Origin of the sequence: Anaerovibrio slackiae, from assembly GCF_009695585.1 — a bacterium.
GTDB classification, from domain to species: Bacteria; Bacillota; Negativicutes; order Selenomonadales; family Selenomonadaceae; genus Anaerovibrio; species Anaerovibrio slackiae.
This window is the reverse complement of record NZ_VUNR01000005.1, coordinates 142,340-164,065: the sequence shown is the minus strand read 5'-3', so window position 1 is coordinate 164,065 and position 21,726 is coordinate 142,340. Positions and strand designations below refer to the sequence as shown.

Here is a 21,726-nt window from a genome sequence, read left to right as displayed (position 1 = left end):
CATTCCTTTCTAAATTTTCGCGGCAGAATTTTCTGCCACCAAAGGATACCCCCGATTTCGTGAATACCACTTGCACATTGTCTTCACATCTTCCATGTGGTCACATGGGCGCACGAATGTCATTCCCAGTCCTGCAATTCTTCGTTGATTATCCTGACGATTTCCTTGGCTGTCAGGTTGCTCTGGGATTTCGCTGCAAATGCACAGATACCATCAATAAGCAACTGGATAATCTGTTCATCACTGCCCTTCGCTGAAATCCTTACATGATTGTCTTCCGCGGTCTCAACCCTAAAATATGCCTCATCCATTTTTCTTCGCCCTTTCCTTGCGCCTCATGGTGATAAAGCGTTTCTCGCATTTAAAATCCATACCTATCACCCTGTTGCCCTGCTTATATTCCTTGACCTTCTTGTAGATGTCAGGCGATTCCAATAATCTTCTCATGTCAGCAGGGATAGTAGTGTATATCGTGGCGAATTTGCTTGTCTTGTTCCATGATATAACTGTCTCCTGCTCCTGCGGTAATAAACTCATTCTCTAATCTCCTTTGGATAGCTATCGCAAAAATCGTCATCCCAGGCTTGACCATATGAGTCATGCGCCCCCATGTAGTCAATCTGAAATCTCCGTTTTGCAACAGTAAACTCGCATGTAACCATATTATCTTCAGGTTCATCCCAAAATATCTTGACATTAGTGCCAACTTTTCCTTTGCACATGGATATAATCTCCGAGCTGGTGAATCGCACACAGTTATCGTATTTGTATAGGAACTCCTTATTATTCATCGCATCCTACCTCCTGTCCAAGCCATGCCCTTATGCCTTCTATGCATGGTACATCACCCTTGCATTCGTGTATATCGCGTACACAGAACGCGCAACCACACTTACTGTGGAGGAGCTTAGCTAGCTCATTATTACTCATAGCCCTAATTGCATCAGCCTTAGTCGCAAAAGTCTTAACTTTGTCCTTTGGGATAATCCAATAATCTGGCTCAAATTCGCCAGGAGGATCTAGTAAACATATGGTGGACTCACCATCACTGTTAAAGACACACTTTTTACATTTATCTCTGCTCTTGAGTCCCTGGCAATTATTCTTAATTAGCATTGCTGCTTCTATGAGCTTCTGGCTTCTGCTTCTACTCATGGCTCTCCTCCTCATCATCCTCGTTATCTACAACATTTATCCTCTGACCGCAATATGGACAGTAATTTATTTCATCGTAACCATCGCCATCGTAGTAGCCCCAGACGAACTCTTTAGAACAATTTGGACACTTAATTCTACCGTTATCATAGACATATCTATAGGCTGTAAGAGGATTATCCCTACTATTCACTGGACTATCCTTTGCCACCGCCAGCATTTTCTCTGCAAGCTCCAAAGCCTCTTCGGCTGTTTGAAAGACTATGTTAGCATTGTATCGTGCATGGTCATCATCACGACTCAGCCAAACACAGCCAGAACTGATTGGTTTACCGAAGTTAATATAGGGGACAAAATATTCCTCTGCGTAATTAGGCTTCCATTTATTCATTTCCCTGCACCTTCCAATCTTTGTATCTGCCTGTTTATATACCAGACCGCCTTTCGTAAGTCCTCAATGGTCTTATCATGGTTTCTCTCGGCAGGTGCTTCCTGCTGTGGCTCAGCTACATTCTCGGCAGGTGGATTTTCTTCAACTTCACACTCTAATCCCAACCATGCCTCAAAGCCCTTCAGACAGTCACCACCGCAGTCAGGGCAAGCATAAAATACGCAATTACTGCCAGCGCAATCGCTTTTGATATAGTCCCATAAAACAGCCATTTCTCTATTTGACAGTGCATTAATCTTATCTCTATTAGTCATTTTCACTTCACTCCAATACCACTACCTCAGATGTTAACCAGCTCATGACACCCTCCTGGCAATCATAATTATCCCCAGGCCCGCAGCCACCATAGTCACAAATACAACATGTGCTGATAACATTTAGTTCCTGAGTAAGAAACTTGAACAGTTCCTCGTCTGACATGTTCCTAATTATGTCTGCATTAGTCACGCTAATCTCTCTCCTTAAATTTATAGTTCTGAATGATACTTACGATACTTGGATAGAAGCTATCGTTGCACTCATCCCCAGTGTCCAACGGACAATTCTTACAATAGCATTCACGTTTACGAACATCCGCTGTAAGATATGCATGTCTACAAGTTTCATTAATTACCTTCATGCTCTCAATCATTTTGTAAGCATCTTCTTTTGTCATTTTTCTTCGCTCCTATACATTTTGATTTCCCTTAATGCATCTGGCAAGCAATCAGCTTCATGGTGTACCCCATTTGGTAACCAGAAATGAAAGCCATAATTGTATCTCACCTGTTCTCCGTTTACAATCTCGTCCTTATACACACGGTAAAGGTATGGGGCCAACGTGCTCACATGAATTGAGAACCCATTCTTTACCATGGTGCCAGCCCATTCTTTAACTTTCTTACCCCTGTTTGTCATATGCACCCTCCGCAACATCCATGTTCCAAATGCTCATTAACGAGCTCTTCTATTTCTTTGATGTCCCCCTGCAACTTCCTTGGAAGTTCAAAAGAATCTATGCGCCAAGGCCCCTTTATCGTATACCCATCCCCATAGGCATCAATGAAGCTATTTCCACAGGATATGAGTACATTACGAAGCTCATATCGTTTTCCATCTTTTTCAATGGCCAGTGTTCCTCTGCATAAATTAGGAAACTTGCCATCATAGGATATAAATTTAATCATGATTCCCTCCTGTAATCACTGCACCTATCCATGAAATCGCTCACGGAATACCTTGCATACTCACCGCAAATCTCCACTTCTCTCTTGAGCCACCGCTTGAAGCACTCAAGACTACGGTTTCTGCGGCAATATGTTTTACAATCAGTTGCTTTGCAAAAGCTTATATCAGCGGAACCAGGAATAGACAATTTGTATGATTGCATTTCACTCGCCTCCCAGGGAACGCCATACGACTGGCAATAGCGTTCCGTTGCTGTTAATGTATACCTGGCTCTCACGGTCAAATTCAGAGAGCCAGTCAATCAATTCTTCCACCGTGCAAGCTGTAGCATCACGGTAGCCACCGTTAATCACCAGCATGTCATGCACTCTCCTTCAGAAGCTTACGAATATAATCCACGCCACGCTGGAACACTACGGTCTTCACGCTGACATGTGTGGTCCCATACACTTCATAACTGCTCTCGACTCTCCTGAAATACCCGGCATCAATGAACCTCTGATATGGCGCATTGTTCGGTGCTAACACTTTTTTATCACGGAGGAACTGGAACAGCTTGTTTCTGCCGATGCCCATATGCAGTACCTTAGCCACCTCGCCGATGTCGATAGTATCCTCAGAGCCAGTTACATCATCGTAGAACTCAGCCTTGGGTTTCATTTCATTTACCTGGGCGAGAGCCTTCTGTTTTGCCTCGCATTCATCAGCCCATGCTCTCGCGGCTTCAATAGGATTCGTGAAGTCAGGCAGGGTATATCCACCGGTCTTACGGATGGACGGAAGGACTTCATCGAATACCCATTTTTCAAAGCGTTCTGCTGTTGGCAATTTGCTATGGGTTATCAAGCGATAAACATCACCTTCCGGGATAATGTTTACCTCAAGGCTACCATTGCCCTGTGGGTGAGGTATATAACGTTTCGTTACCCACCTGCAATGGTCATTAACAGCTTTGCTAAGATTGGTATACCCAAGCCTCTTAGCAATATCACTGGCAACAAAGTAAATCTTGCCACCCTCATTTAATGTACGAACCTTACCGAACTTCTCATTGGTAAAAACCTGAATCTTGTTTTCCATTTGACTTCCTCCTTACGCACACTCATTCAAAAGCTTACGAATGTAATCCACGCCACGCTGGCGTACATAGGTAGTTTTGGAAACTACTGAATTATCACCAGCCATGTAATACGACTCAACCATTTTGAAATACCCTGCATCAACATAACGCTGGTAAGGCATGTTATCCTTCATGAGAATCTTTTTGTCTCTCAGAAGCTTGAATAACTTATTCCTTCCCACGCCCATGTTCAGGATTTTCGCTGTATCATTCATGGACAGCAGGGACTCTGTACTGGCAACAGTGTCATAGAAATCTGCCTTTGGCTTCATTATCCTGTTGATTTCACACTGGTCAGCCAGGGCTCTGAGTGCTGACGGATAATCCTTTGGAATCTCAAGAGAATACCCACCAGTCTTGCGAATGGAAGGAAGGACTTCGCTGGTCACCCAGCGCTTAAACTTTTTAGCGGTGGGCAGTTTACTACTCAGGACTAAAGAGTACACACCGGACTCATTAATAATATACATTTCCCTGCTTTGACCTGAGTCGGCAAAACGCCGAGTCAGCTTATCCTCAGTGTCGACATGCTTTTTCAGGGCATCAGAGGTATCTTTGTAGCCAAGAGCGACTGCTACATCCTTGCCCACGAACCACGGTTCGTTGTTAATCATTAATGTACGAACCTTACCGAACTTCTCATTGGTAAAAACCTGAATCTTGTTTTCCATTAACAAACACTCCTTTGATGATATACGCGTTACATTTACATCATCGATGTTATACACAGATGATATAATACATCTCTGAGTTAGTCAAGGGTAAAAACAAAAAAAGAGGGAAACTTTTTCAGTCTCCCTCAAAAATGTACTTTCCATTGTACTTCGCCACCGCGGATGCCCTGTTCATTCACATGTGCTTCCACAGTTATGCTATGCACCCTGTCGTAGTTCCGCTGTAATGAAATTGGTACATAAGATTCATTACCATGCCTTCCGAGGCCCACGCCGAACTCCCAATTTCTATATGTATTTATTTTGTACACATCAACCTTCGTGCCATCGGTGGTCACAACTGTCTTATCCGTGTCCTTCAACGCTTCCGGTGGCAACGTGACATCCTTCTTTTCCAGCTTTTTCTCCACGGCTTTCTCTGGCTCAGGACTGGTTTCAATATAAGTTGCTACAGGCTCCTTGGTATATGTATGGATTTCCTTAACCTGCGTAACAATTTCCTTGGCGTTCTGCTTGTTCACTTCAAGTCTATTCTGTACAGTATTTACATCCGTGGTTTGCTCCTGTGGCATGACAGTGGCTGGCTCACGATGCCATAAGAACCAGCCGACTGCACACAGTATCACGATAACAATACCATACTTAATCCATGCCTTATCCATTATTCCTGTACCAATTAGCCTTACCACGCAGTACATCGCCACCACGTGAGCCATCGGTTGCCCACGGCTTGTAACATGGACTTTCGGTTGTTCCCAGGTATTCCAGGTCGCCACGGGTATCACCGTCTCTATAGCTATCGTTCCACCATGCGTATGGATTGTGATAGCTATTGTCACCATCCTCGTTATTCGCTGCCTCCCCGTGGGTCAGCACGTGAACCTTATCGATGGTCAGCCAAAGCGCATCAGCAACAACACGGATTACCTGTGCCATCACCTCAATCTGCTTGGCTGTCGGCGGATATGAACCGAGACTAGTGGATCCAGCACCATACCCACAGCACAAAGCGATACCAATGCTGCCAGAGTTCCTGCGCCAAGTATGGCTCAGAGTTTCCGACAGGTCTTCCGTGGATACATAAATGTCACCATCGCCCGTGATATTAATATGATAATCAGAAAAACAAGTTTCATATCTCCCTGCTGTCCAATGAAGATAAATCTTCGGCTCCGTCCTTGCCTTGTCCCAAATGGCTTCACGGGCATTCATCGCCATCTACTTCAATTCATTTAATGTAACATTCCTCATTTCACATTACCTCCTTGCCACGCGATGAAGAACCACCGATATAACCTATAAGCCCTGCTGCTATGGTCGTCTACAGCTCGCTTGCGCCACTATGAATTGCAACAAACAATGCAATCTACAGGGCAATAATGATTATAATGTCAGCAATGTTCACCTTTTCAAAACTGATTTTCATGATTACTCACCTGCCATCAATTTCTTAACCTCCGGAATAGTGAAGCCAAGTCTGCGCAATTTGCAGTCAGGATTCTCTTTAAGAATGTACTGTACATTACGCTGAACCCTATCATCACCAAGCTCCACTTCCTCAATTACTGCCTTGTGAGTGTCATCGGTAATGCCAATTTCGCCATCAGCTAGTACATGGTCAAAGAACCAGTCCTTCATGGTATCAAGCAATGCTTGGAAATCTGGCAGCCACTGCTCTTTCTAAAAATTATCATGTACATAAATATAATCTTCTTTTGTATTCAAAAAATTCGGATAACCTACCATGGTATCAACCTCCTCATGAAAACGTGTAATAATTGGACTGCTTGACAATCATCGTCTCAAATGGAATTTCCTCCTGATATGTCTCGCACTGACGGATTAACACTACGCTATTGGTAAACGTGGTATGCGTTTTGCCCTCAAGCTCAAACTGCAGATGCAGCAATGGTCTGCTATTATGCTTCTATGTAAGCATACGATAGCCTGTGACCACGATTTTCTTATTCATAACCTCGCTTATCTTTAGCTTATCGCCGACAAGCCCGGCTTCCGTCTTTGCAAAATCACTGAATTTCTTCATATTCTAACACTTCCTTTTTTATCCTGTCTATCTCCATAGCATTATACAGGTTGTGACACTGGGCGTGCTTAATCCATCCGACTACACTTGCCAACTTGCTTAATGCTTGCTCCTTTGATATACGTCCGCTTCTAAGAAGATGCATGGTTTCCTTCACATGCCTCTTGGACGACTTCACCGTCCTTTTGCGACACAGGATTTTATTTGGAAAATGCCTATATCCAAGGAAGTCAACCCCTCTACTCACCGGAAATACATCGCACTTACTCATGCGCAAGCAAAGCTTTGATGCAAGGAACTCCCTTATTCTCCTCGCCCATTCATGCAGCTCCTACTTGTTGTTGCTAAACAATACGAAATCATCGCTATAACGAATATACGATTTAACACCAAGCTTATGCTTGACCATTTCATCGAGCTCATTAAGATAAAGATTGCCAAACCACTGACTAAGATAGTTTCCTATAGGTACATTTGTTGGTGTGCCAGTGCTATCAATAATCTCGTCAAGAAGCATAAGTAATCTACCGTCTTTAATTTTCTTCCTAATGATTTTCTTTAGCACTTCATGATTAATGCTCGGATAAAATTTAGACACATCGCATTTCAACACATATTTATATCGCTTTACATACGCCATACATAAGGTACTGCCACGGTGCATCCCCTTGCCCTTACGACAAGCGTAGCTATGGTAATACATTAAGTTATTCCAGACCGGCTCAAGTACATTCATAATTGCATGATGTACTATTCTATCTGGATAAAATGGTAATATGTATATAAGCCTTTCCTTTGGCTCATATATAGTCCTCGTTTTATATGGAGAGGTATGGTAGTTACCAGAAACCAAGCTCTCATGCAAATCACTAAGCATTCTATCCAAGTTCCTGGCAACCACATTAACCTTCCTTTGCCGTGACTTTCCCTTCTTAGCCTTATTAAATGCTACCAATAAGTTTTCCTTGCTGGCAATAAGGTCAAAAAGATTGCCATGACGTTTCATAACGGAGGCTCTATGACGTTCATTTTCATTACTAGCCACACTCCTTCCCCTGTTGTGTATTTTCCTTTGCAGGAAGGTTCATAAGCCCAGCTGAGGGTTGCTCGACACCATTGTACCCCCATATCCGACACTGCACGCCCACTGATAGTGGCATTGCGGTTAGACGAGAAATTGTTACAATTCGCTGCACGGGAACTGCAATACGAACCATTGCTCCAATTGCCACCGACTAGACACCGACGAAGCAAGCCATTGCAGGAACGACTTATGAACCTAGAAAAAATATATATCGCCCGTCGCTCACGCGACGGTTTTTAATCGTCTTGACGAACCGCCGACCAGAAGTACCGTCGTCCATTCGTCCGTCCCGTTTTACTCTTTTAGCCGATTAGCCGAGATGAACAACCCTCGGCTCCGACACCGCACGCCCACCGAAAGCGGCAAAGCGGTCAGACGAGAAATTGTCACAATCCGCCGCACGGGAACCGCAATACGAACCAACGCTCCAATCGCCACCGACTAGACACCGACGAAGCAAGCCAAAGCAGGAACCATACTTCTGGGAATCAATATCCGGATTATACACAGACCTCTCTTGCCAAGCATAGCTATCCAAGTAGTAGTTCGCGGAGTTCCATACGCTCCCAGGATAATTCTCAAGCAAATCACTTGTCCATGACCACATTGCTCCGCAGCAATCCTCAAGACCAAAATTAGAAATCATGCGCCGACCAGCGGTATCAACATGCCCACCTGTAGTACCTGGGTCAGCAGAACCAGATATATTGGTACATTCATTACTTCCCTTTGCCAGCACCTGGAACTCTGCACGGCTAATCAAACGCTTACCAATCTTGCCAAACTCCTCAACGAACAACTCTCCATGGAACCTCTTTGCGCTCTCTCCGTCGGCAAAGATTCCGCCGTATACGCTCGTAAGCTTGGAGCCATCCCATGATGCCCCATAGATGTCAGCCCATATGCCAAGTCCTTCATGATAAACCATACCAACGTTATCACTCTTTGCCCTGTGAAGCAGGTCCCACACGGAGCCAGGGATAATGTCACCAGCAACGTAGCCAGACAGTGTATGTCCAGTGATGGAGCCAACATTAGCGCAGAGGCAATGGAAACCGCCAATCTTACGAGATGTGTTGGCATTGTACCCAGTTGGAACAGTGCTATTAGCGGAAAGCACAAGCTTTATCCCATTGTCGCCAATGCAAGCATACATATAGAAATCCTTGCCCTTACGATTCTATGCGGTAGCATAGGTTGCATTGTCCCAATTGTCACTCACGTTAATGTCAATATCCGTTCCACCATTAATAACGTAACCATTATTGTTGATATTTATCCAAATGTCAGACGGGATACTAATGATAGTCCTTGCTGATGCAGCCGGAACCTCGGCGCGCGCATAGTACCGCGGAGTAGCTGCAACAATATAGCTCCTGAGGCTCAGGATGTCCACCTTTTTGCCGGTGACAGCCTCGTCCGCAAGCTTTTCCGTGGAAACAGCCTTGTTTAAAATTTTGTTTTCAGTGACAGCCTCGTCCTGCAACGCATCCTCGTTCACGCCATCTTTATCAACCTAAGCAACCTTGGCCCCATCGCCACTCATGTCAACTACGAGCTTCCATGTAGGCATGTTGTCCATGAGCTGATACAGTTTCTTTTCGTCAGTCCTATAGCAGAACATGCCAATCTGAAGGTTCTGCGTTGGAAAACTCTCGCCACTGCTGTTGCTCATTGCAGTCTTATCGTTATTCAGAAGCAAGCTCCTCGAATCCCTCAATGTCTGATTCTCTGAAATCTCTGTATAATTCTGCATTACTTATCCCTCCTATGCTCAATCACCAGGTCATCTACTGGCAAAGCCCTGATTTGCTCTACCATCCTATGCCCCTCACCGTTACCTCCAAGGTCAGCATATGCCTCGCCCATGCGGAGCAACGATACCTTTATATCCTATGGGATAGCCCCAAGTTTTACAAAGTACCTTCCGCTCTGCAGGATGCGGTCTCTCAGCAACGCCATGATAGCCATTTGCTGTGCCCTGCGCCTCTTTTCCTTTTCGTTTTCCTACTTTGCATTTTCCTTTTTCCAATTGGAGAGATACCGGTAAAGCCAAATGGCAAACGGTATGATAATCAGGTTTATCCAATTGGTTACAAGCTAAAACATTTGATAGTCTGTCATTCAATACTCCTCCTTAGCATCCCAAAGCCGACCATGAAATAGTACCTGTAGACAATTCCTTATCCAGGTTTCTTAGCTCAACCCAGAAACCGTCCTCAGTAACCTTCGTAATAATCGGTATCACTACTTCCATGCCACCGACGGTAGTAATGGTCACCTCCGGCACACGATAGAAATCAAGGTTGAATGGAATGTATGTGTTTTCAGCCGACTCAATCCTTGTCACCGCATGGTCCTGAATGTCAGGCAGGTCTACGAACACGGTATACTTTGGAAGAACAATTGTATTCGTGTTTCCTTCTATTTTCATTACACACTTCAACAGTGCCTCTCTATACTTGTAGTCACCGCTAACGAATGGCTGCCAGTCTCCATAGCCAGCTGGGAGCATCGTTGGAATTTCCGTGGCGGACACGATAATATCGCTCACCACGGCCCCGCTATTGTTAAGCATGTCCTCCTAAAGAACAATCGGCTCATGATTATTCACAGCTATATCCTTAGATGCTTCATCGGCTATGCTTATGCTCTCGCTGAAGTTCCTTACAAACGTCACGGTGCCACGAGCGTCCTCCTGCACTACCACTGCTTCCTTCTTGAGTAGCGATGGCACATTGCTATTCACGACATCCACGCTTATGTCCGTGCTCTGAGCCTTGCTTACATCGAAAACCACGTCCCTGTCATGGTACATCACGGCTTCTGCCCAGGTATCATCGCCCCATTTGAATGGGCTGTTCAGCCATGAATACGAAGGCTTATCGTAGAATCCGATTTTCTCCGCAGGGCTTCTTGCAAACAAAGTTTTCTTTTCAAATTCCGAGCTAACCGACATGTCTTCGTGGCTATGCTTATGAATAGCAATACGTTTTCCATCATCAGCCTATATCTATTCAGCGGTAACAACATCGTACTGGTCAATCGTCTGGCACTGTTCCCACGCCCTCGCATTTTCTGCCCATGTAAATCCTACGTTCTTCCACTGGGCTTCATAAGAGTTATGTGTCGTAGCCATGATTGCCACCCATTAAGAGAACGTGAAGTCAAACTTCATGCTCACGCGGTCATCGGCATCAATGTTCAATGGCTTGAAGGTTACACGGTCAAGCATTACATCATCACTGTTGAACACGCCAGCCTCAGTGAGTGCGCCGACAGCCTCGCCTTCCAAGAAATCCGTGCTCAAGGAAAAGCTGCGAGTGCCCTGCTCGTGAGCATACACAGCAGCCTTCTCTGCTACCTTGGATTCAAGTGCTGTCATGGAAGCATTCGTATCAGTGGTGCCACTACCAACCATAATCTTGCTCATGTGTGCCATTACACCATTACCAATAACATCGCACATAGCATCGTATCCGCTGGCTACAATCATATTATGCTGAATAACAGTGCGCACACTGCCATCCTTGTGATAAACCTATACTGTCATGACTCCATCAATCTTCATTTGCATTACCTCCTCTGATAACATGTATCTCCACTTCTTCCTTTATATCCATCTGCTCATTCATGGTCTCAACCTCATTTCTGTAAATGTCCCCATAGGTCCCAGCGGTAAGCTTGCTGACATGGTTTTGCCATTTGCTATGCTGTTGACCGTGAGGATTCTCTCGTCAGCCTTCTGCTGTATATAGAAATTCAATGCATCCTCACCGTAATTCCTCATCGGTATCTCGATGCGGTTCTGTGCCGAATCCAGCAGACTCACTATGCCATCCTTGTATTCTACGCGCATCCAGCCGTTAGAGCCTTCCAGTGTCATGTAGACAATATGCTTGTCTATTATCTCATGATGCTTTGCATTGAAAGACAGGTTGAACTCCGCTGGTATATTCACGGCATAATCCAAGGTTACGCCATTGTTTATCACGGCCCCCTGCCTGAACTTGCCATCAGCATAGGTTATGCCAGTAGCCACCTTTGCCCCATCTGTATTCTCATTCAGGTCGAATGTGTACAGGTAATCGTCGACTCCTTTGTACTGGGCAATGTAATTGCTTACTTCCACCGGATACTCGTCAGCATTTTCCTTCCATGAAAATTCATAGTCCGTCCACGCTTTCTCGGCATCGCACCAGCGGTAATTGCCTTCGGTCTGTAGCCATGCATAATCACCGTCCTGCCAATCGGTATTCGCTGTCACCCACGTATAATCACTGGCAAGGCTGATGATGTCAAACTCTACCCAGTTGCGTGCCTCTACTTCCTTGTCCAGCCTTATATTCGTATAGTATTCTCCGCTCACTGCACTGCTTCCTTTGATTAAGCAGTTATCTCCAACGTATGTAAGGTTTTTTGCCCCTCGCCATCCATTGGCTCTTTCATCGAACTCAGCTATGATATTGCGTGTTACCGCCGGAGTCAGGGTAATCCTTACATACGAAGCATCACGACTGTACAAGCCAAGCCCATCATATGCCTTGATGAAAAATGAATACGTGCCTATCAGCGGAAAGAAATGCGTATACACATTTGAATTCACTTTAGCCACAAGCTGCCCTGTCTTCCATGAATTTCCCCAGCGGATTTCATAGTTGCAATCGCCAGCCTTGTCCCAATAGAAATTTATGTTATCGCCATTCTTTACAGCGTAAAACCCTGTAACCGCAGGTAGTGGATCCAGGTGAACATTTACATACGCTGCATGCTCAGATATATTCCCGGCAGTGTCCACAGCTTCAACGTAGAATATGTAGTCCTCCGCGGACTCAATCGGAATAATAATGGTATTCGATGAATGTGCCTTGGCTACAAGCTCACAACTGGATTTCTCGCATCCGTTAATCCCCATGTACACGTTGTACCCTTTAAGGTCAGGATCAGCGTTGGCATCCCAGGTAAGATGGATGCTCTGATTCAAAAGTTCTGCCTTGAGATTCACTACATCCTATGGAGGATTGTTCTTTCCGCTTACATACACAGATGTTTTCTCACCGGCTGACAATCGTCCCACGGTATTCTCAACGCGAACCCTGATGAGATGTGTCCAGTACATGCGAGCAGGGAAAGAGAAATTGGTTTCCCTCGTGCTTCCAGCTGCTATCCATGTTGCTCCATCGTCCAGTGAATAATCTATCGTATAACTGCTGGTAAACTGGTAACCAGATGGCTTTTCCCATGTGAGCTTTATGGTGGAATTCTTCGTCCCATCTTTTAGTACATAGGTATCATCTACCGCTTGCAGATTGATTACCTCCGGGATTTCACCGACCAACGGTGTCTGCATGGTGCTATAGTTATACCAGTGGATGCCACCGCCCAGGATGTCTCCATAAATCGTATCGTTGTACTGCCTACCACTTATCTCAAAAGTGCCCTTGTTTGTTTCCTTTATCTCATTGATGCGTATCGGCATATCCTTGAACACACCATGGTATGATACAGTTACGACATCGCCCGGTTCCAGATGCATTCCCTGCATGCCTGTAGTGAACGATAGCTGAATAGGGCACACAAGGTTATAATCACGATAGAACCTTGCCAAACGTAATGCCTGGTTTTGCGATGTTACGCCTTCGAGGCTCACAGCTTTCGTTACTATCCGCTGTCTTTCCTTCTGGTCTGCGTAGTCATCACATATACATTTCACTGCTGCCCAGTTATTCAACGGGTCAATTATCGTCACCTCATAGCGGTTCGGTGTCTCCGACAGAGCAAGCGGTGAAATCTTCAGGTCAAAGCAGTTATCGTCGGTAAACTTATATGATACAGGTGTCTGCTTTTCAATCTTGAGCTTCAGCTTGCCACCGCTGTATACGAGGTAGCCACAGAAGTTCGCAAGAATCTCCTGTACCCATTCCAGTCCCGTGCGCTTGCTGTCGATAACCATGTTCAGCTCATAACGCTTTGCTGTGACCTTGGCTCCCTGTCCATCAAGGAATGTTATCTGCTCGTCACAGTAGTCCGCTGCTTCTATCCATGAGTCCGTGTCGAGCATGTCCGCAGTGAACCATTTGCCTAAGCCATACCGCTTGGACAACAGGAAATCACGGAGGCACAATGCAGGATTCGTGGAGTACGCGGTTATGCCTGTTCTTATGTCGTATACCTTGCGCCCCTTGACCAGGCAGGATACGCTTGGATTACCATTCAGCTCATTTGAAATCGTGAAGGTCATGTCCAGCCATGCCATATTAGGATAGCCACCGACCTCGTTGTAATTCTACGGAGGCGTGCAGTCATGGAATGTATACGATGTGCCGCCTGTTACCGTGGAGCATTGGAAGTTTGCAGGACTTCTGTAACAACTAGCTCCACCTTTGTGATAGCGATAGATTTTATTTACAAGCCTGTCTTTGTATATAGGAATATCTACTCGTTGATATTTACCATTTACATAAGCATAGCCTTTCTTATACCCTGTAAGGACCTTTATTATCTCCTGGCCAACACAACGATATATCCAGCCATTTGCTTCCATTGTGTGCCCAGTCCCCAGCTTCATCAGCGTCATAATCTGTTGGTAGTTTAAACCATTTAGGATTGGGTCATTGTTAACTTGTATGCCGTTGGGCCCTACCCAAAACCACCACGCATATCCATACTAACCATCCTGCTCTCCCCATGCATCCCATAATTCCCCAGGATATTTATTGGTACTCTATATAGGAAACGCTTGCCAGCCTTCGCCCATGCGGTTGATATAGGAAATCAGCGAGCCCATAGATACCTGATATTCCCAAAAACTTGCATTTGGATTCTGCAAGTCGTCCTTGGTGCACAGGTAAATCTACTTGGTATTTCCATTAGCATACAGGGTAAGCGTATGCCCTTCCTTTTTTACCCACGCATCAGGGTACTTCACGTTCTGAATGGTGAATACAGTGTTGCCAGTCTGGGAGCCCGTAGGTATCAGCAGGTCATTTGCTGTCACGGACTCGATACCCTCAATTCCACCCTCGCACAATACAACGTGCTTCCATAAGGTCGTAGAATCAGAATTGGTCTTGTGATATGTCTGGTTGCCTGAAATCTGTCGGCGACCGTAGACAACAGGCAGGTCTCCGTCGGAGGTCATGGTTTCCTGGGAACGCTCGAACCTCTGTATGTCAGATGCGCCGTCATAGTTATAGCTGTCCTGGCGATGGGTTGCAGTCCATACGCTGGAAAACAATGCTGCGCCCATGACTGCTGCGCCAAAGTGAGCCTACGCAGCAAACCCAAATGCTGCCGGGCAAAACCATCCAAGTGCAGCGAAAGCAAGTACACCAAAGAGTTTTCCTCCGCCCTTGCCTCCGCCTCCACCGCCGAACAACTGGAGGTCAAAGTTAAACATTACTTCACGATGCTTCTCATCGCTTAATACGTTATATCCTTGCATCCAATCACCTCCATACTGATTCAAACGGTATCGCAGGGAAGCCACCGTAATGAATGGTGTTCCCATAATATGCGCAACGCTCATGGGATTTATCGCATCCCTGTTTTAGCGTTGCAACCTTGCCTACAATGTTATCCTGAAGAAAATTCACGTTTATCTAAAGGGAGTTCCCTGCATTCGTTTCGATTATCCTGGACTCCCCCGCAATCGTGATTACTCCGTTCTTCCAATAGTTGCTATTGAAATTCATGTTCACATACAATATGTTTCCATTGACACCCGTGACCACAGCGGACACAGTTGCTGGTCTGTAACCACACTCGGCATCACCGAACTCGCTATTGCAAGCCAATTGGTATCCACGGTTAGGACACTGCACCTGTGGGAACACGGTCTGCAATTTACAGCTGAAGGTTCCCTCGGCAAATGATGGCTCGTCAATTGTCCCAGCGTATATCCATTCATATATCTTCGGGTCATTGAGGCTCTCAGGATACTGTATGCGTACCACGGTAGCCATGGCACCGCGGAAGTCAAAGCCATTCACCACATAAGCGAGGAGCTAATAGTCAACATCGCTTATCGTGAGCTGGCAGCTGTCTGTAATGTTGTCCATGGAGCGTGTCACGGACTCTCGCTGGATAGGAACTGCGATATAACGCACTCCATCGAATACGATGTCCTCATCGCAAGCAGCGAGATGAATTGTACCAGTGCGAAGTGCAATTGTATACAATTCAATAAAAAAGGTATTGCCCTTGTCCTTCATTTCATTCATGCATACCGGTAGCTGTACCATTAATACTCACGCTCCTTGCATCTCTGGAGGCTTATGTCAGCCTTGTAGCCCACAGTCCCCTCGCCCTCGTAGCCACGTATTTCCGTGAACTGTATGGAACTCTCGCCAAAACGGTAAACATCGGTGTGCCCTTCGTATGTCCAATAGAAAGCTTCATAGTTGCCATGCCTGGCATTGATGAATTCCTCCAGGTATTCCTTCATATCTTTGTCACCCTCGACGTGGATGGACAAGGTAAGGCGAGGAGTCACATATTTCCTCTGAACCTGTTGCAAGCCATTCTCAAACTATACAACATTGTTCCCATAGTCGTATGCCTTGGTCACATCACCTCTTGGGATTAACTTTAGTGTTTCCATATTTTTCATGCCTCCTTACTGAGGGAGCATGGAAGCTCCCCCGAATCACTTGCAGCCACCACGGCGTTTCTTAGTCTGTACCATGAGAATCACACTCCCTTCTATTGAATGCAATCTTGAACCACGGTTCCCAGAAGTCCCTTCTGTATATCGTGGTATAACTGTCCTCATAGCCCTCAGTCGTGAGCTGTGTCTATAACATGCGACCATAGCCAAGATAGATGCCAAAATGGATTTCTCCATTGATGAGCATGATGCATACTGCTGACGGTCGCATGTCCTTCGGCTCCCTTGTCTTGTCAAAGTGCTTGCCAAAGAAGCGCATGATGCGCCGGGGAGCCTATTTCATCCATGTGTCCTTGTCTATCGGTAAGCCATCGTCAATATCAATCCAACCATGCTTACGATAGAACATCTTTACGAGCCCAAGGCAGTCCACGCCATTCTCATCTGAGCCATTGAACTTGTATGGCAAGCCTATGTATTCTTCGTACTGCATATTTTCCTCCAATAAAATAAGACAAGCGAGGGTATCACTTGTCTTGTTGATTACTATGATATATATGTTATACTATGGTATCTATGTATAACTATGGTATCTATGGTACATGGATTCTATGGTACTTAGTATTCCATGGAATATCTAAGTGAATACCATGCAAGATACCTTGCCTTGTTATACGTCAATCCACGTCAGTGGATTAACCTTCCGAAGGAAGGTTTATTCTATAGAATATATATTTATCCATGGTATACATGAATATCTATAGAACTCTATAGAATACCTTGAATTTCTATGTATAAACGATATAGAGTTCCAAGGAGAACTATGTTATCCTATGGTATACATGTAATCCATGATATACTGATATACTATGTATAACTATGATATACCAAGGATACTATGTAGTATCTTAGGACAACTGTGTTTATCATTGAAATCCATGGTTACTCCCCCAAACCCCCTCATGGGCAGAGTTCTCCCCTGGCGTTACTTTCTTTCTCTTTTTTAGAGAAAGGTAAGCCAGGTTCCCACTACTATCTCACAGCATAAGCTGCACTGTACTTCATGGGCGAGATTAGGAATTAACGTTGCCATCCAGTGAGCACGCAGGAGTCACATCCTTATGCGATGCTACCATGTTGCCATGGTGTCCTCTTTGACCACGCTACACCCTATCTCCTTTAGCAAAGAAAGAGAAAAAAGGGGTTCTACATATAATACATTTGAAGCTCAAAAATATTCCATTCGACCTTCGAGTATATTATACCATACGCTATGTACGGCTTCAAGGGAATTTCATTATTTTTCTATAGAAATTATTTTCATTCCATCGACAACTTCGTTCAGCCTGTGTCCGAGGAGCTTCTTGAGATAGCTTGGATAGTTCTCGTCTTCATCAAGAACCTTGGTGCGCACGAGCCCATCCTTCATGAAGGTAATACTGTCACCTATGCCCACCACATCAGGCTCACGGGAATAATATCGGTCTGAATGGACTTCTTGGGGCTTCTTCTTTTTCTTGCCACCCCCTGTCGGCGGTTGATTCATGTGCCTCAAGAAATCAGCATCGGTCTTATCGTCTTCATCTTCAAATAACGATTCGTGATTGTGTTTAAACATAAATGCATCGACCTGATCTTTGAGTGCCTCCACCATGGCATTGATCATTTTAATATCGTTTGGTTCCATCGCTATCACCTCGGTATCATTATACCATCTACAATCAATTCTGGGTACCCAAAAGTACCCATTATGCCCCATTTTTCAGGGTATAATCATGTCGCCCTATAGTTTATACCTAGAGCGACATTATATACTCTGAAAACCTTATCTAAAGCCCATTCTCTGCTGTCGACCAAGGATAGCCTGAACAGCTCTAGGATTTTCCTGAAGTGCTTTCATAACATCTGCACTGGATGCCTGGGTATTCAGTACAACCACCTGACCGTTCCCGGACTCGCCCATGTTCCTGAGCATGGAGTTCTGCTCGGCCATGTATTTATTCTGCTTTCTCAGCAGGGCTTCCGTGGCACTGTTCCCGGAAATCCTTGTAGCCTTCTTGGCTACCTGCGGATTAATCGTAGGAATGTACGGTGTTGGATTGACAGGCGATGAATCCAGACTGCCTCCAGTGGCATATCCATTGAGGGCATCGAGAGTATCGTATCCAAGTGCCTTCGCTGATTTCTCGTTGATGACATATTCGCCATTGGACAGCCATACGAACTTGTTCTTGTTGGCAAGATAAGCAAGGATGCTATCACTGCGACCAGTGCCAGCACCGGTGACCTTGCCAGCTGGTGCACCACCGTCAGCAAACTTGCCACCGTCAGCCTTGAACCAACCGAAGCCCATGCCCACCTGAGCTATGCCAAGGAGACCGCCCAGCCAGTCACCGTTTGCAAAGGCATTGCCGATGCCCATGAGCCCGGTTGCCACCTGAAGATTAGCATTGGTGTTCTTGCCAAGAGCATCATTGCTCTTCTTCTGTTCGGTGTTCCCGGTGGCGTTCAAGCGATTCGACTGTGCCATCGTGCGGTTCAGGTAATCGTTGCTCTGCTTCCACTGCTTCATGTCAGCCTCGAAATCGTAGGTAGGCTGTGAGCCAAAGCCTGTCGTTGCTACCGCATTGTTCCATGCGTTCTCCTGCAAGCTGAATGGTCTCGCGGATTCATACGCATTTCGTGTAGCATCAAACGTATACTTGGAAGTAGCCAACGGGGTAAGTGCCTGACCAAGCATAGCCTGAGTAAGCTGGTTTACTGCCAAGGTGTTCCTGTCAGTAGCACTGGTGTTATTGATAAGCGGAACATTCTTGAGCTCCTCCTGTGCCTGTGCCTTCGCCATTTCCTCATCAGGCTTTCCAATACCAAGCAGGGTTGCAAGGAAGGAATGATTACCGCTAATATCCTGCCCGAACAATGCCCTCAATGCATCCTTGCCCAGGTCCTGCCAGAGATTATCAATAATATCCCTGAAGGACTTGCCGTTGAACATGAAGTCCTCGGCTATCTGCTCGAATCCATCGAGCACCTGCTGGTTGTACTGTCTCTGTGCGGTACGAAGTGCTTCCAGGGCATCCTTGTAAGACTCTTCCATCTTGCGGATTTCCTGGTAATTCTTTTCGTCCGTATCTCTCGCAAGCTCCAACTGTTTCCGCTGAAGCTCAACCTGTACCATCGCATCTGCCAGGGTATCCGTGGCTCGCTTGACACCCATGCGGTCATCGGTATTATTGTTCCCATAATCACGCATCTTGACATTATGGTCAGTGGTTGCTTTTGCATCGTTATACATGGCCACAACGGTTTTAAACTGGAGGTCGCGCTGAGTCATCTGCTTCTGCAGGTAGCTGTCAAGGAACGCTTTGCCAGCAACGGTATTCTTCAGATCCTGTGTCTGCTTACGTTCCACGATTTCACTCATAGCACTGAGTTCAGCCGTGTTCTTCTGGAGCTCGATGCGAGCCTTGTCATATTCGGTAGCTCCTGAGCCAAGCATGAACAGCTCACGGTTCCCCTTCTGGGATGCCGTGGTTCCTGCCTGTGATACCTCAGCGTTCATGTCGGTGAACCACTGATTAGCCTGTTGGGTAATAAGGCTTCTGGTTTTAGCATCGGCATCATTGAGAGCCTTGAGGTCGACAAGTAGCACCTTGGAGAACTGCATGAGGAACTCGTTATTCTCCTGGCCCTTGACCTGCAATGCCTGCTCAATGAGTTTAATTTGCCCAGAGAGCCCTGCCTTATCCCAGGTACCAGCATCAAGCATGGTTCCATCATTATCAATTGCATAATTGGCAAGACTGTCGCTCCACTGGACTTTTCTTTCGCCAGCAATGGTGCCAGTCTTGATAATCTGGGTAGGAACCTGACCGCCCATAGCTGTGTAGTCAGGTCTATGTACAACACGATTCAGTCCGGAGCTATTGCCTACATACCCTCCCTTGCCATCAGCCATAACCACATGGTCATTATTGTCGTACACGATAACATCCCCGGCACCTACATTATTGGCATCGTAAGGAACTACAGGTATGCCAGCGTTCTCAGCATCGGATACAAGAACAGGCACACGGACTACACCGTTCTTGAGTTCTTGCGCAAGGAAGCTGCTGGTTTTTTCGCCAATCTTGGTAACAGCCTCGACACAGCCCTCGGTACCATTTTCCATGGTCTTCTCAAGATACGGCATGGCAGCCTCGACCACCGCATCGGATGCAGCGGTATCGCTAATGGTTACAGAGAACTGACCATTGAACGCATTTACGTTCTTGGTATACAGGTAATCGTTGAGCCTCTGGCGTTCAGCCTTGAGCTCGTCGATGCCCCTCTGGTATGTATCGAAGGTCTGTATGGAAAGCTCCTTGGAGTTACCCTGCTGGGACTTAATGTCATTAAGCAGAGATACCTGGTTGCTGGTATTGCTTGCGATTTCATCAATACGACTGACATGCGCAAGGATGCGAGGGTCCTGCATGTTGTTCTGGCGAGAGTCTGAGCCAGCGGATTTACCAGCGGAGGCTTTTTCCTCCGGCTCTTCTATTTCGCCATGGTTGTACGTCTGACTTCCCTCTTCTGCAAGGGATGTAAGGTTTCCTATTGCATTATTCAGAGTATCAATGTTTGGGTTAAGCTTATCAAGATTACCTTGTAACTCAGATACCCTTTTGGTTGCCATATCAAGTTCAGCGAGTTTTTCGGCGGGAACGCCCTGTTCACGGAGGTTTGCTTTTTCCAAATTGGTTTCATACTCTTCGTCCGTGGTCTGACCTGTAGCATGTGCAAACCAAGCTGCTCCACGGTATACGGAGGCAGCTATCTTATCCCATGTACTGCTGGCACCAGCACGCTCCCTCATGGCTTCAATCTCAGATTTGATAGCTTCAATGCGCTGTTTTGTCAGCTCAATAGTATTCTGAGTCTCAGCCTTTTCTGACTCAAGCTTATCACGGTCAGCCCTGAGCTTATCAATAGCTGCCTGTTTCTCAGCTTTACTCATTCGCTTGATGGTGTCAATGTTAATCCTGCCGTTTTCGTCTATTGCCACTGCTTCCTGACCAACTATACCAATCAGCGTATGCTTGAGGTCAGCCATTTCTGCTTCGGCCTTCTGAGCCTCCTCGGTGCGCAGGGTGCCATTAGCTATCTGCACACTTAGATTATTGTAAGCGTTTGCCAGGCTTATAGCTGCGTGCTCACGCTGGTTAGCCTTGGAAATTTCCTGGTCTACTGCATTATTCTTCTCGGCAAGTGCATCCGCAGCTTTCTTTGCAGCGTTTGCTTCTTCGCCCAGAGTTGATGCATATTCTATTCCAAGAGGAATAAGGATTGTCAAAGCTGTAATTGCAACACCAAGCGGGCCGCCCAGGGCAGCAAGGCCAGCACGAGCAGTCATGCCAGCGGTAGCCATTACACCCATTGAA

General features: G+C 45.9%; 33 protein-coding genes and 1 pseudogene. All 34 read right to left on the bottom strand.

Annotation, left to right across the window (positions count from 1 at the left end; translation table 11 throughout):
* Positions 1-119: 119 nt before the first annotated feature.
* Positions 120-311 carry a hypothetical protein gene (locus tag FYJ84_RS04515; protein WP_154406404.1) on the bottom strand — a complete coding sequence of 64 codons (192 nt, stop codon included), beginning with the start codon at positions 309-311 and terminating at the stop codon, positions 120-122.
* Positions 304-537 (bottom strand): hypothetical protein, encoded by a 234-nt coding sequence (locus FYJ84_RS04510; RefSeq protein WP_154406403.1) that lies wholly within the window; start codon positions 535-537, stop codon positions 304-306. Before FYJ84_RS04510 ends, FYJ84_RS04515 begins: the two co-directional genes overlap by 8 nt.
* Entirely contained in the window at positions 534-791 is a 258-nt protein-coding gene (locus tag FYJ84_RS04505) for a hypothetical protein (RefSeq protein WP_154406402.1), read from the bottom strand. Before FYJ84_RS04505 ends, FYJ84_RS04510 begins: the two co-directional genes overlap by 4 nt.
* On the bottom strand, positions 784-1,155 hold the full coding sequence (locus tag FYJ84_RS04500; protein ID WP_154406401.1) for a hypothetical protein: 372 nt from the start codon (positions 1,153-1,155) through the stop codon (positions 784-786). Before FYJ84_RS04500 ends, FYJ84_RS04505 begins: the two co-directional genes overlap by 8 nt.
* Entirely contained in the window at positions 1,148-1,546 is a 399-nt protein-coding gene (locus tag FYJ84_RS04495) for a hypothetical protein (protein ID WP_154406400.1), read from the bottom strand. Before FYJ84_RS04495 ends, FYJ84_RS04500 begins: the two co-directional genes overlap by 8 nt.
* Positions 1,543-1,860 (bottom strand): hypothetical protein, encoded by a 318-nt coding sequence (locus tag FYJ84_RS04490; protein WP_154406399.1) that lies wholly within the window; start codon positions 1,858-1,860, stop codon positions 1,543-1,545. Before FYJ84_RS04490 ends, FYJ84_RS04495 begins: the two co-directional genes overlap by 4 nt.
* Positions 1,861-2,257: 397 nt before the next feature.
* Positions 2,258-2,503 (bottom strand): hypothetical protein, encoded by a 246-nt coding sequence (locus tag FYJ84_RS04485; protein ID WP_154406398.1) that lies wholly within the window; start codon positions 2,501-2,503, stop codon positions 2,258-2,260.
* Positions 2,500-2,772: a hypothetical protein gene (locus FYJ84_RS04480; RefSeq protein WP_154406397.1), complete on the bottom strand. Its 273-nt coding sequence runs from the start codon at positions 2,770-2,772 to the stop codon at positions 2,500-2,502. The genes FYJ84_RS04485 and FYJ84_RS04480 overlap by 4 nt, the downstream gene beginning before the upstream one ends.
* Before the next feature lie 204 nt (positions 2,773-2,976).
* A complete protein-coding gene (locus FYJ84_RS04475) occupies positions 2,977-3,132 on the bottom strand; it encodes a hypothetical protein (RefSeq protein WP_154406396.1) in 156 nt (51 codons plus the stop codon).
* A gap of 1 nt (position 3,133) precedes the next feature.
* Entirely contained in the window at positions 3,134-3,853 is a 720-nt protein-coding gene (locus FYJ84_RS04470) for a phage antirepressor KilAC domain-containing protein (protein ID WP_154406395.1), read from the bottom strand.
* A 12-nt stretch (positions 3,854-3,865) separates the two neighbouring features.
* On the bottom strand, positions 3,866-4,564 hold the full coding sequence (locus FYJ84_RS04465) for a BRO family protein (RefSeq protein WP_154406394.1): 699 nt from the start codon (positions 4,562-4,564) through the stop codon (positions 3,866-3,868).
* 128 nt (positions 4,565-4,692) lie between these two features.
* Complete coding sequence (locus FYJ84_RS04460; RefSeq protein WP_154406393.1) at positions 4,693-5,229, bottom strand: hypothetical protein; 537 nt, start codon at positions 5,227-5,229, stop codon at positions 4,693-4,695.
* On the bottom strand, positions 5,222-5,779 hold the full coding sequence (locus tag FYJ84_RS04455; protein WP_328596329.1) for a peptidoglycan recognition protein family protein: 558 nt from the start codon (positions 5,777-5,779) through the stop codon (positions 5,222-5,224). The genes FYJ84_RS04460 and FYJ84_RS04455 overlap by 8 nt, the downstream gene beginning before the upstream one ends.
* 216 nt (positions 5,780-5,995) lie before the next feature.
* Positions 5,996-6,217, bottom strand: coding sequence for a hypothetical protein (locus FYJ84_RS04450; RefSeq protein WP_154406392.1), 222 nt, complete (start codon positions 6,215-6,217; stop codon positions 5,996-5,998).
* Between the two features lie 725 nt (positions 6,218-6,942).
* Entirely contained in the window at positions 6,943-7,656 is a 714-nt protein-coding gene (locus FYJ84_RS14630; protein ID WP_154406391.1) for a reverse transcriptase domain-containing protein, read from the bottom strand.
* A 349-nt stretch (positions 7,657-8,005) separates the two neighbouring features.
* On the bottom strand, positions 8,006-8,458 hold the full coding sequence (locus FYJ84_RS14450; protein WP_205764096.1) for a hypothetical protein: 453 nt from the start codon (positions 8,456-8,458) through the stop codon (positions 8,006-8,008).
* A gap of 210 nt (positions 8,459-8,668) precedes the next feature.
* Positions 8,669-8,857 (bottom strand): annotated as a pseudogene (locus FYJ84_RS15015) (phage major tropism determinant); the annotation flags it as partial.
* A gap of 18 nt (positions 8,858-8,875) precedes the next feature.
* On the bottom strand, positions 8,876-9,196 hold the full coding sequence (locus FYJ84_RS04435; protein ID WP_154406389.1) for a hypothetical protein: 321 nt from the start codon (positions 9,194-9,196) through the stop codon (positions 8,876-8,878).
* Between the two features lie 15 nt (positions 9,197-9,211).
* Positions 9,212-9,451: a hypothetical protein gene (locus FYJ84_RS04430; protein ID WP_154406388.1), complete on the bottom strand. Its 240-nt coding sequence runs from the start codon at positions 9,449-9,451 to the stop codon at positions 9,212-9,214.
* A gap of 93 nt (positions 9,452-9,544) precedes the next feature.
* On the bottom strand, positions 9,545-9,823 hold the full coding sequence (locus FYJ84_RS04425; RefSeq protein WP_154406387.1) for a hypothetical protein: 279 nt from the start codon (positions 9,821-9,823) through the stop codon (positions 9,545-9,547).
* Positions 9,824-9,832: 9 nt separating this feature from the next.
* Positions 9,833-10,273 (bottom strand): hypothetical protein, encoded by a 441-nt coding sequence (locus FYJ84_RS04420; protein ID WP_154406386.1) that lies wholly within the window; start codon positions 10,271-10,273, stop codon positions 9,833-9,835.
* A gap of 6 nt (positions 10,274-10,279) precedes the next feature.
* On the bottom strand, positions 10,280-10,654 hold the full coding sequence (locus tag FYJ84_RS04415) for a hypothetical protein (RefSeq protein ID WP_154406385.1): 375 nt from the start codon (positions 10,652-10,654) through the stop codon (positions 10,280-10,282).
* Positions 10,655-10,708: 54 nt separating this feature from the next.
* Positions 10,709-10,834, bottom strand: a complete 126-nt coding sequence (locus FYJ84_RS14795; protein ID WP_268878686.1) for a hypothetical protein — start codon at positions 10,832-10,834, stop codon at positions 10,709-10,711.
* A gap of 12 nt (positions 10,835-10,846) precedes the next feature.
* Positions 10,847-11,215 carry a hypothetical protein gene (locus tag FYJ84_RS04410; RefSeq protein ID WP_154406384.1) on the bottom strand — a complete coding sequence of 123 codons (369 nt, stop codon included), beginning with the start codon at positions 11,213-11,215 and terminating at the stop codon, positions 10,847-10,849.
* 111 nt (positions 11,216-11,326) lie between these two features.
* The gene (locus FYJ84_RS04405) at positions 11,327-12,700 is read right to left on the bottom strand and encodes a fibronectin type III domain-containing protein (RefSeq protein ID WP_154406383.1); all 1,374 of its coding nucleotides are present in this window, start codon (positions 12,698-12,700) and stop codon (positions 11,327-11,329) included.
* 6 nt (positions 12,701-12,706) lie between these two features.
* On the bottom strand, positions 12,707-13,951 hold the full coding sequence (locus tag FYJ84_RS04400) for a phage tail protein (protein ID WP_154406382.1): 1,245 nt from the start codon (positions 13,949-13,951) through the stop codon (positions 12,707-12,709).
* A 597-nt stretch (positions 13,952-14,548) separates the two neighbouring features.
* A complete protein-coding gene (locus tag FYJ84_RS04395) occupies positions 14,549-14,944 on the bottom strand; it encodes a hypothetical protein (RefSeq protein WP_154406381.1) in 396 nt (131 codons plus the stop codon).
* Between the two features lie 21 nt (positions 14,945-14,965).
* Positions 14,966-15,139, bottom strand: coding sequence for a hypothetical protein (locus FYJ84_RS04390; protein ID WP_154406380.1), 174 nt, complete (start codon positions 15,137-15,139; stop codon positions 14,966-14,968).
* Between the two features lie 4 nt (positions 15,140-15,143).
* Positions 15,144-15,290 (bottom strand): phage BR0599 family protein, encoded by a 147-nt coding sequence (locus FYJ84_RS14890; protein WP_328596328.1) that lies wholly within the window; start codon positions 15,288-15,290, stop codon positions 15,144-15,146.
* A 411-nt stretch (positions 15,291-15,701) separates the two neighbouring features.
* Positions 15,702-15,938, bottom strand: a complete 237-nt coding sequence (locus FYJ84_RS14620) for a DUF2163 domain-containing protein (protein ID WP_235901343.1) — start codon at positions 15,936-15,938, stop codon at positions 15,702-15,704.
* Positions 15,938-16,213: a hypothetical protein gene (locus FYJ84_RS04380; RefSeq protein ID WP_205764095.1), complete on the bottom strand. Its 276-nt coding sequence runs from the start codon at positions 16,211-16,213 to the stop codon at positions 15,938-15,940. The genes FYJ84_RS14620 and FYJ84_RS04380 overlap by 1 nt, the downstream gene beginning before the upstream one ends.
* A gap of 424 nt (positions 16,214-16,637) precedes the next feature.
* A complete protein-coding gene (locus FYJ84_RS04375) occupies positions 16,638-16,796 on the bottom strand; it encodes a hypothetical protein (RefSeq protein ID WP_154406378.1) in 159 nt (52 codons plus the stop codon).
* Between the two features lie 804 nt (positions 16,797-17,600).
* Positions 17,601-17,990 (bottom strand): hypothetical protein, encoded by a 390-nt coding sequence (locus FYJ84_RS04370; RefSeq protein ID WP_154406377.1) that lies wholly within the window; start codon positions 17,988-17,990, stop codon positions 17,601-17,603.
* 138 nt (positions 17,991-18,128) lie between these two features.
* Positions 18,129-21,722, bottom strand: coding sequence for a BAR domain-containing protein (locus FYJ84_RS04365; protein WP_154406376.1), 3,594 nt, complete (start codon positions 21,720-21,722; stop codon positions 18,129-18,131).
* Between the last annotated feature and the right edge of the window lie 4 nt (positions 21,723-21,726).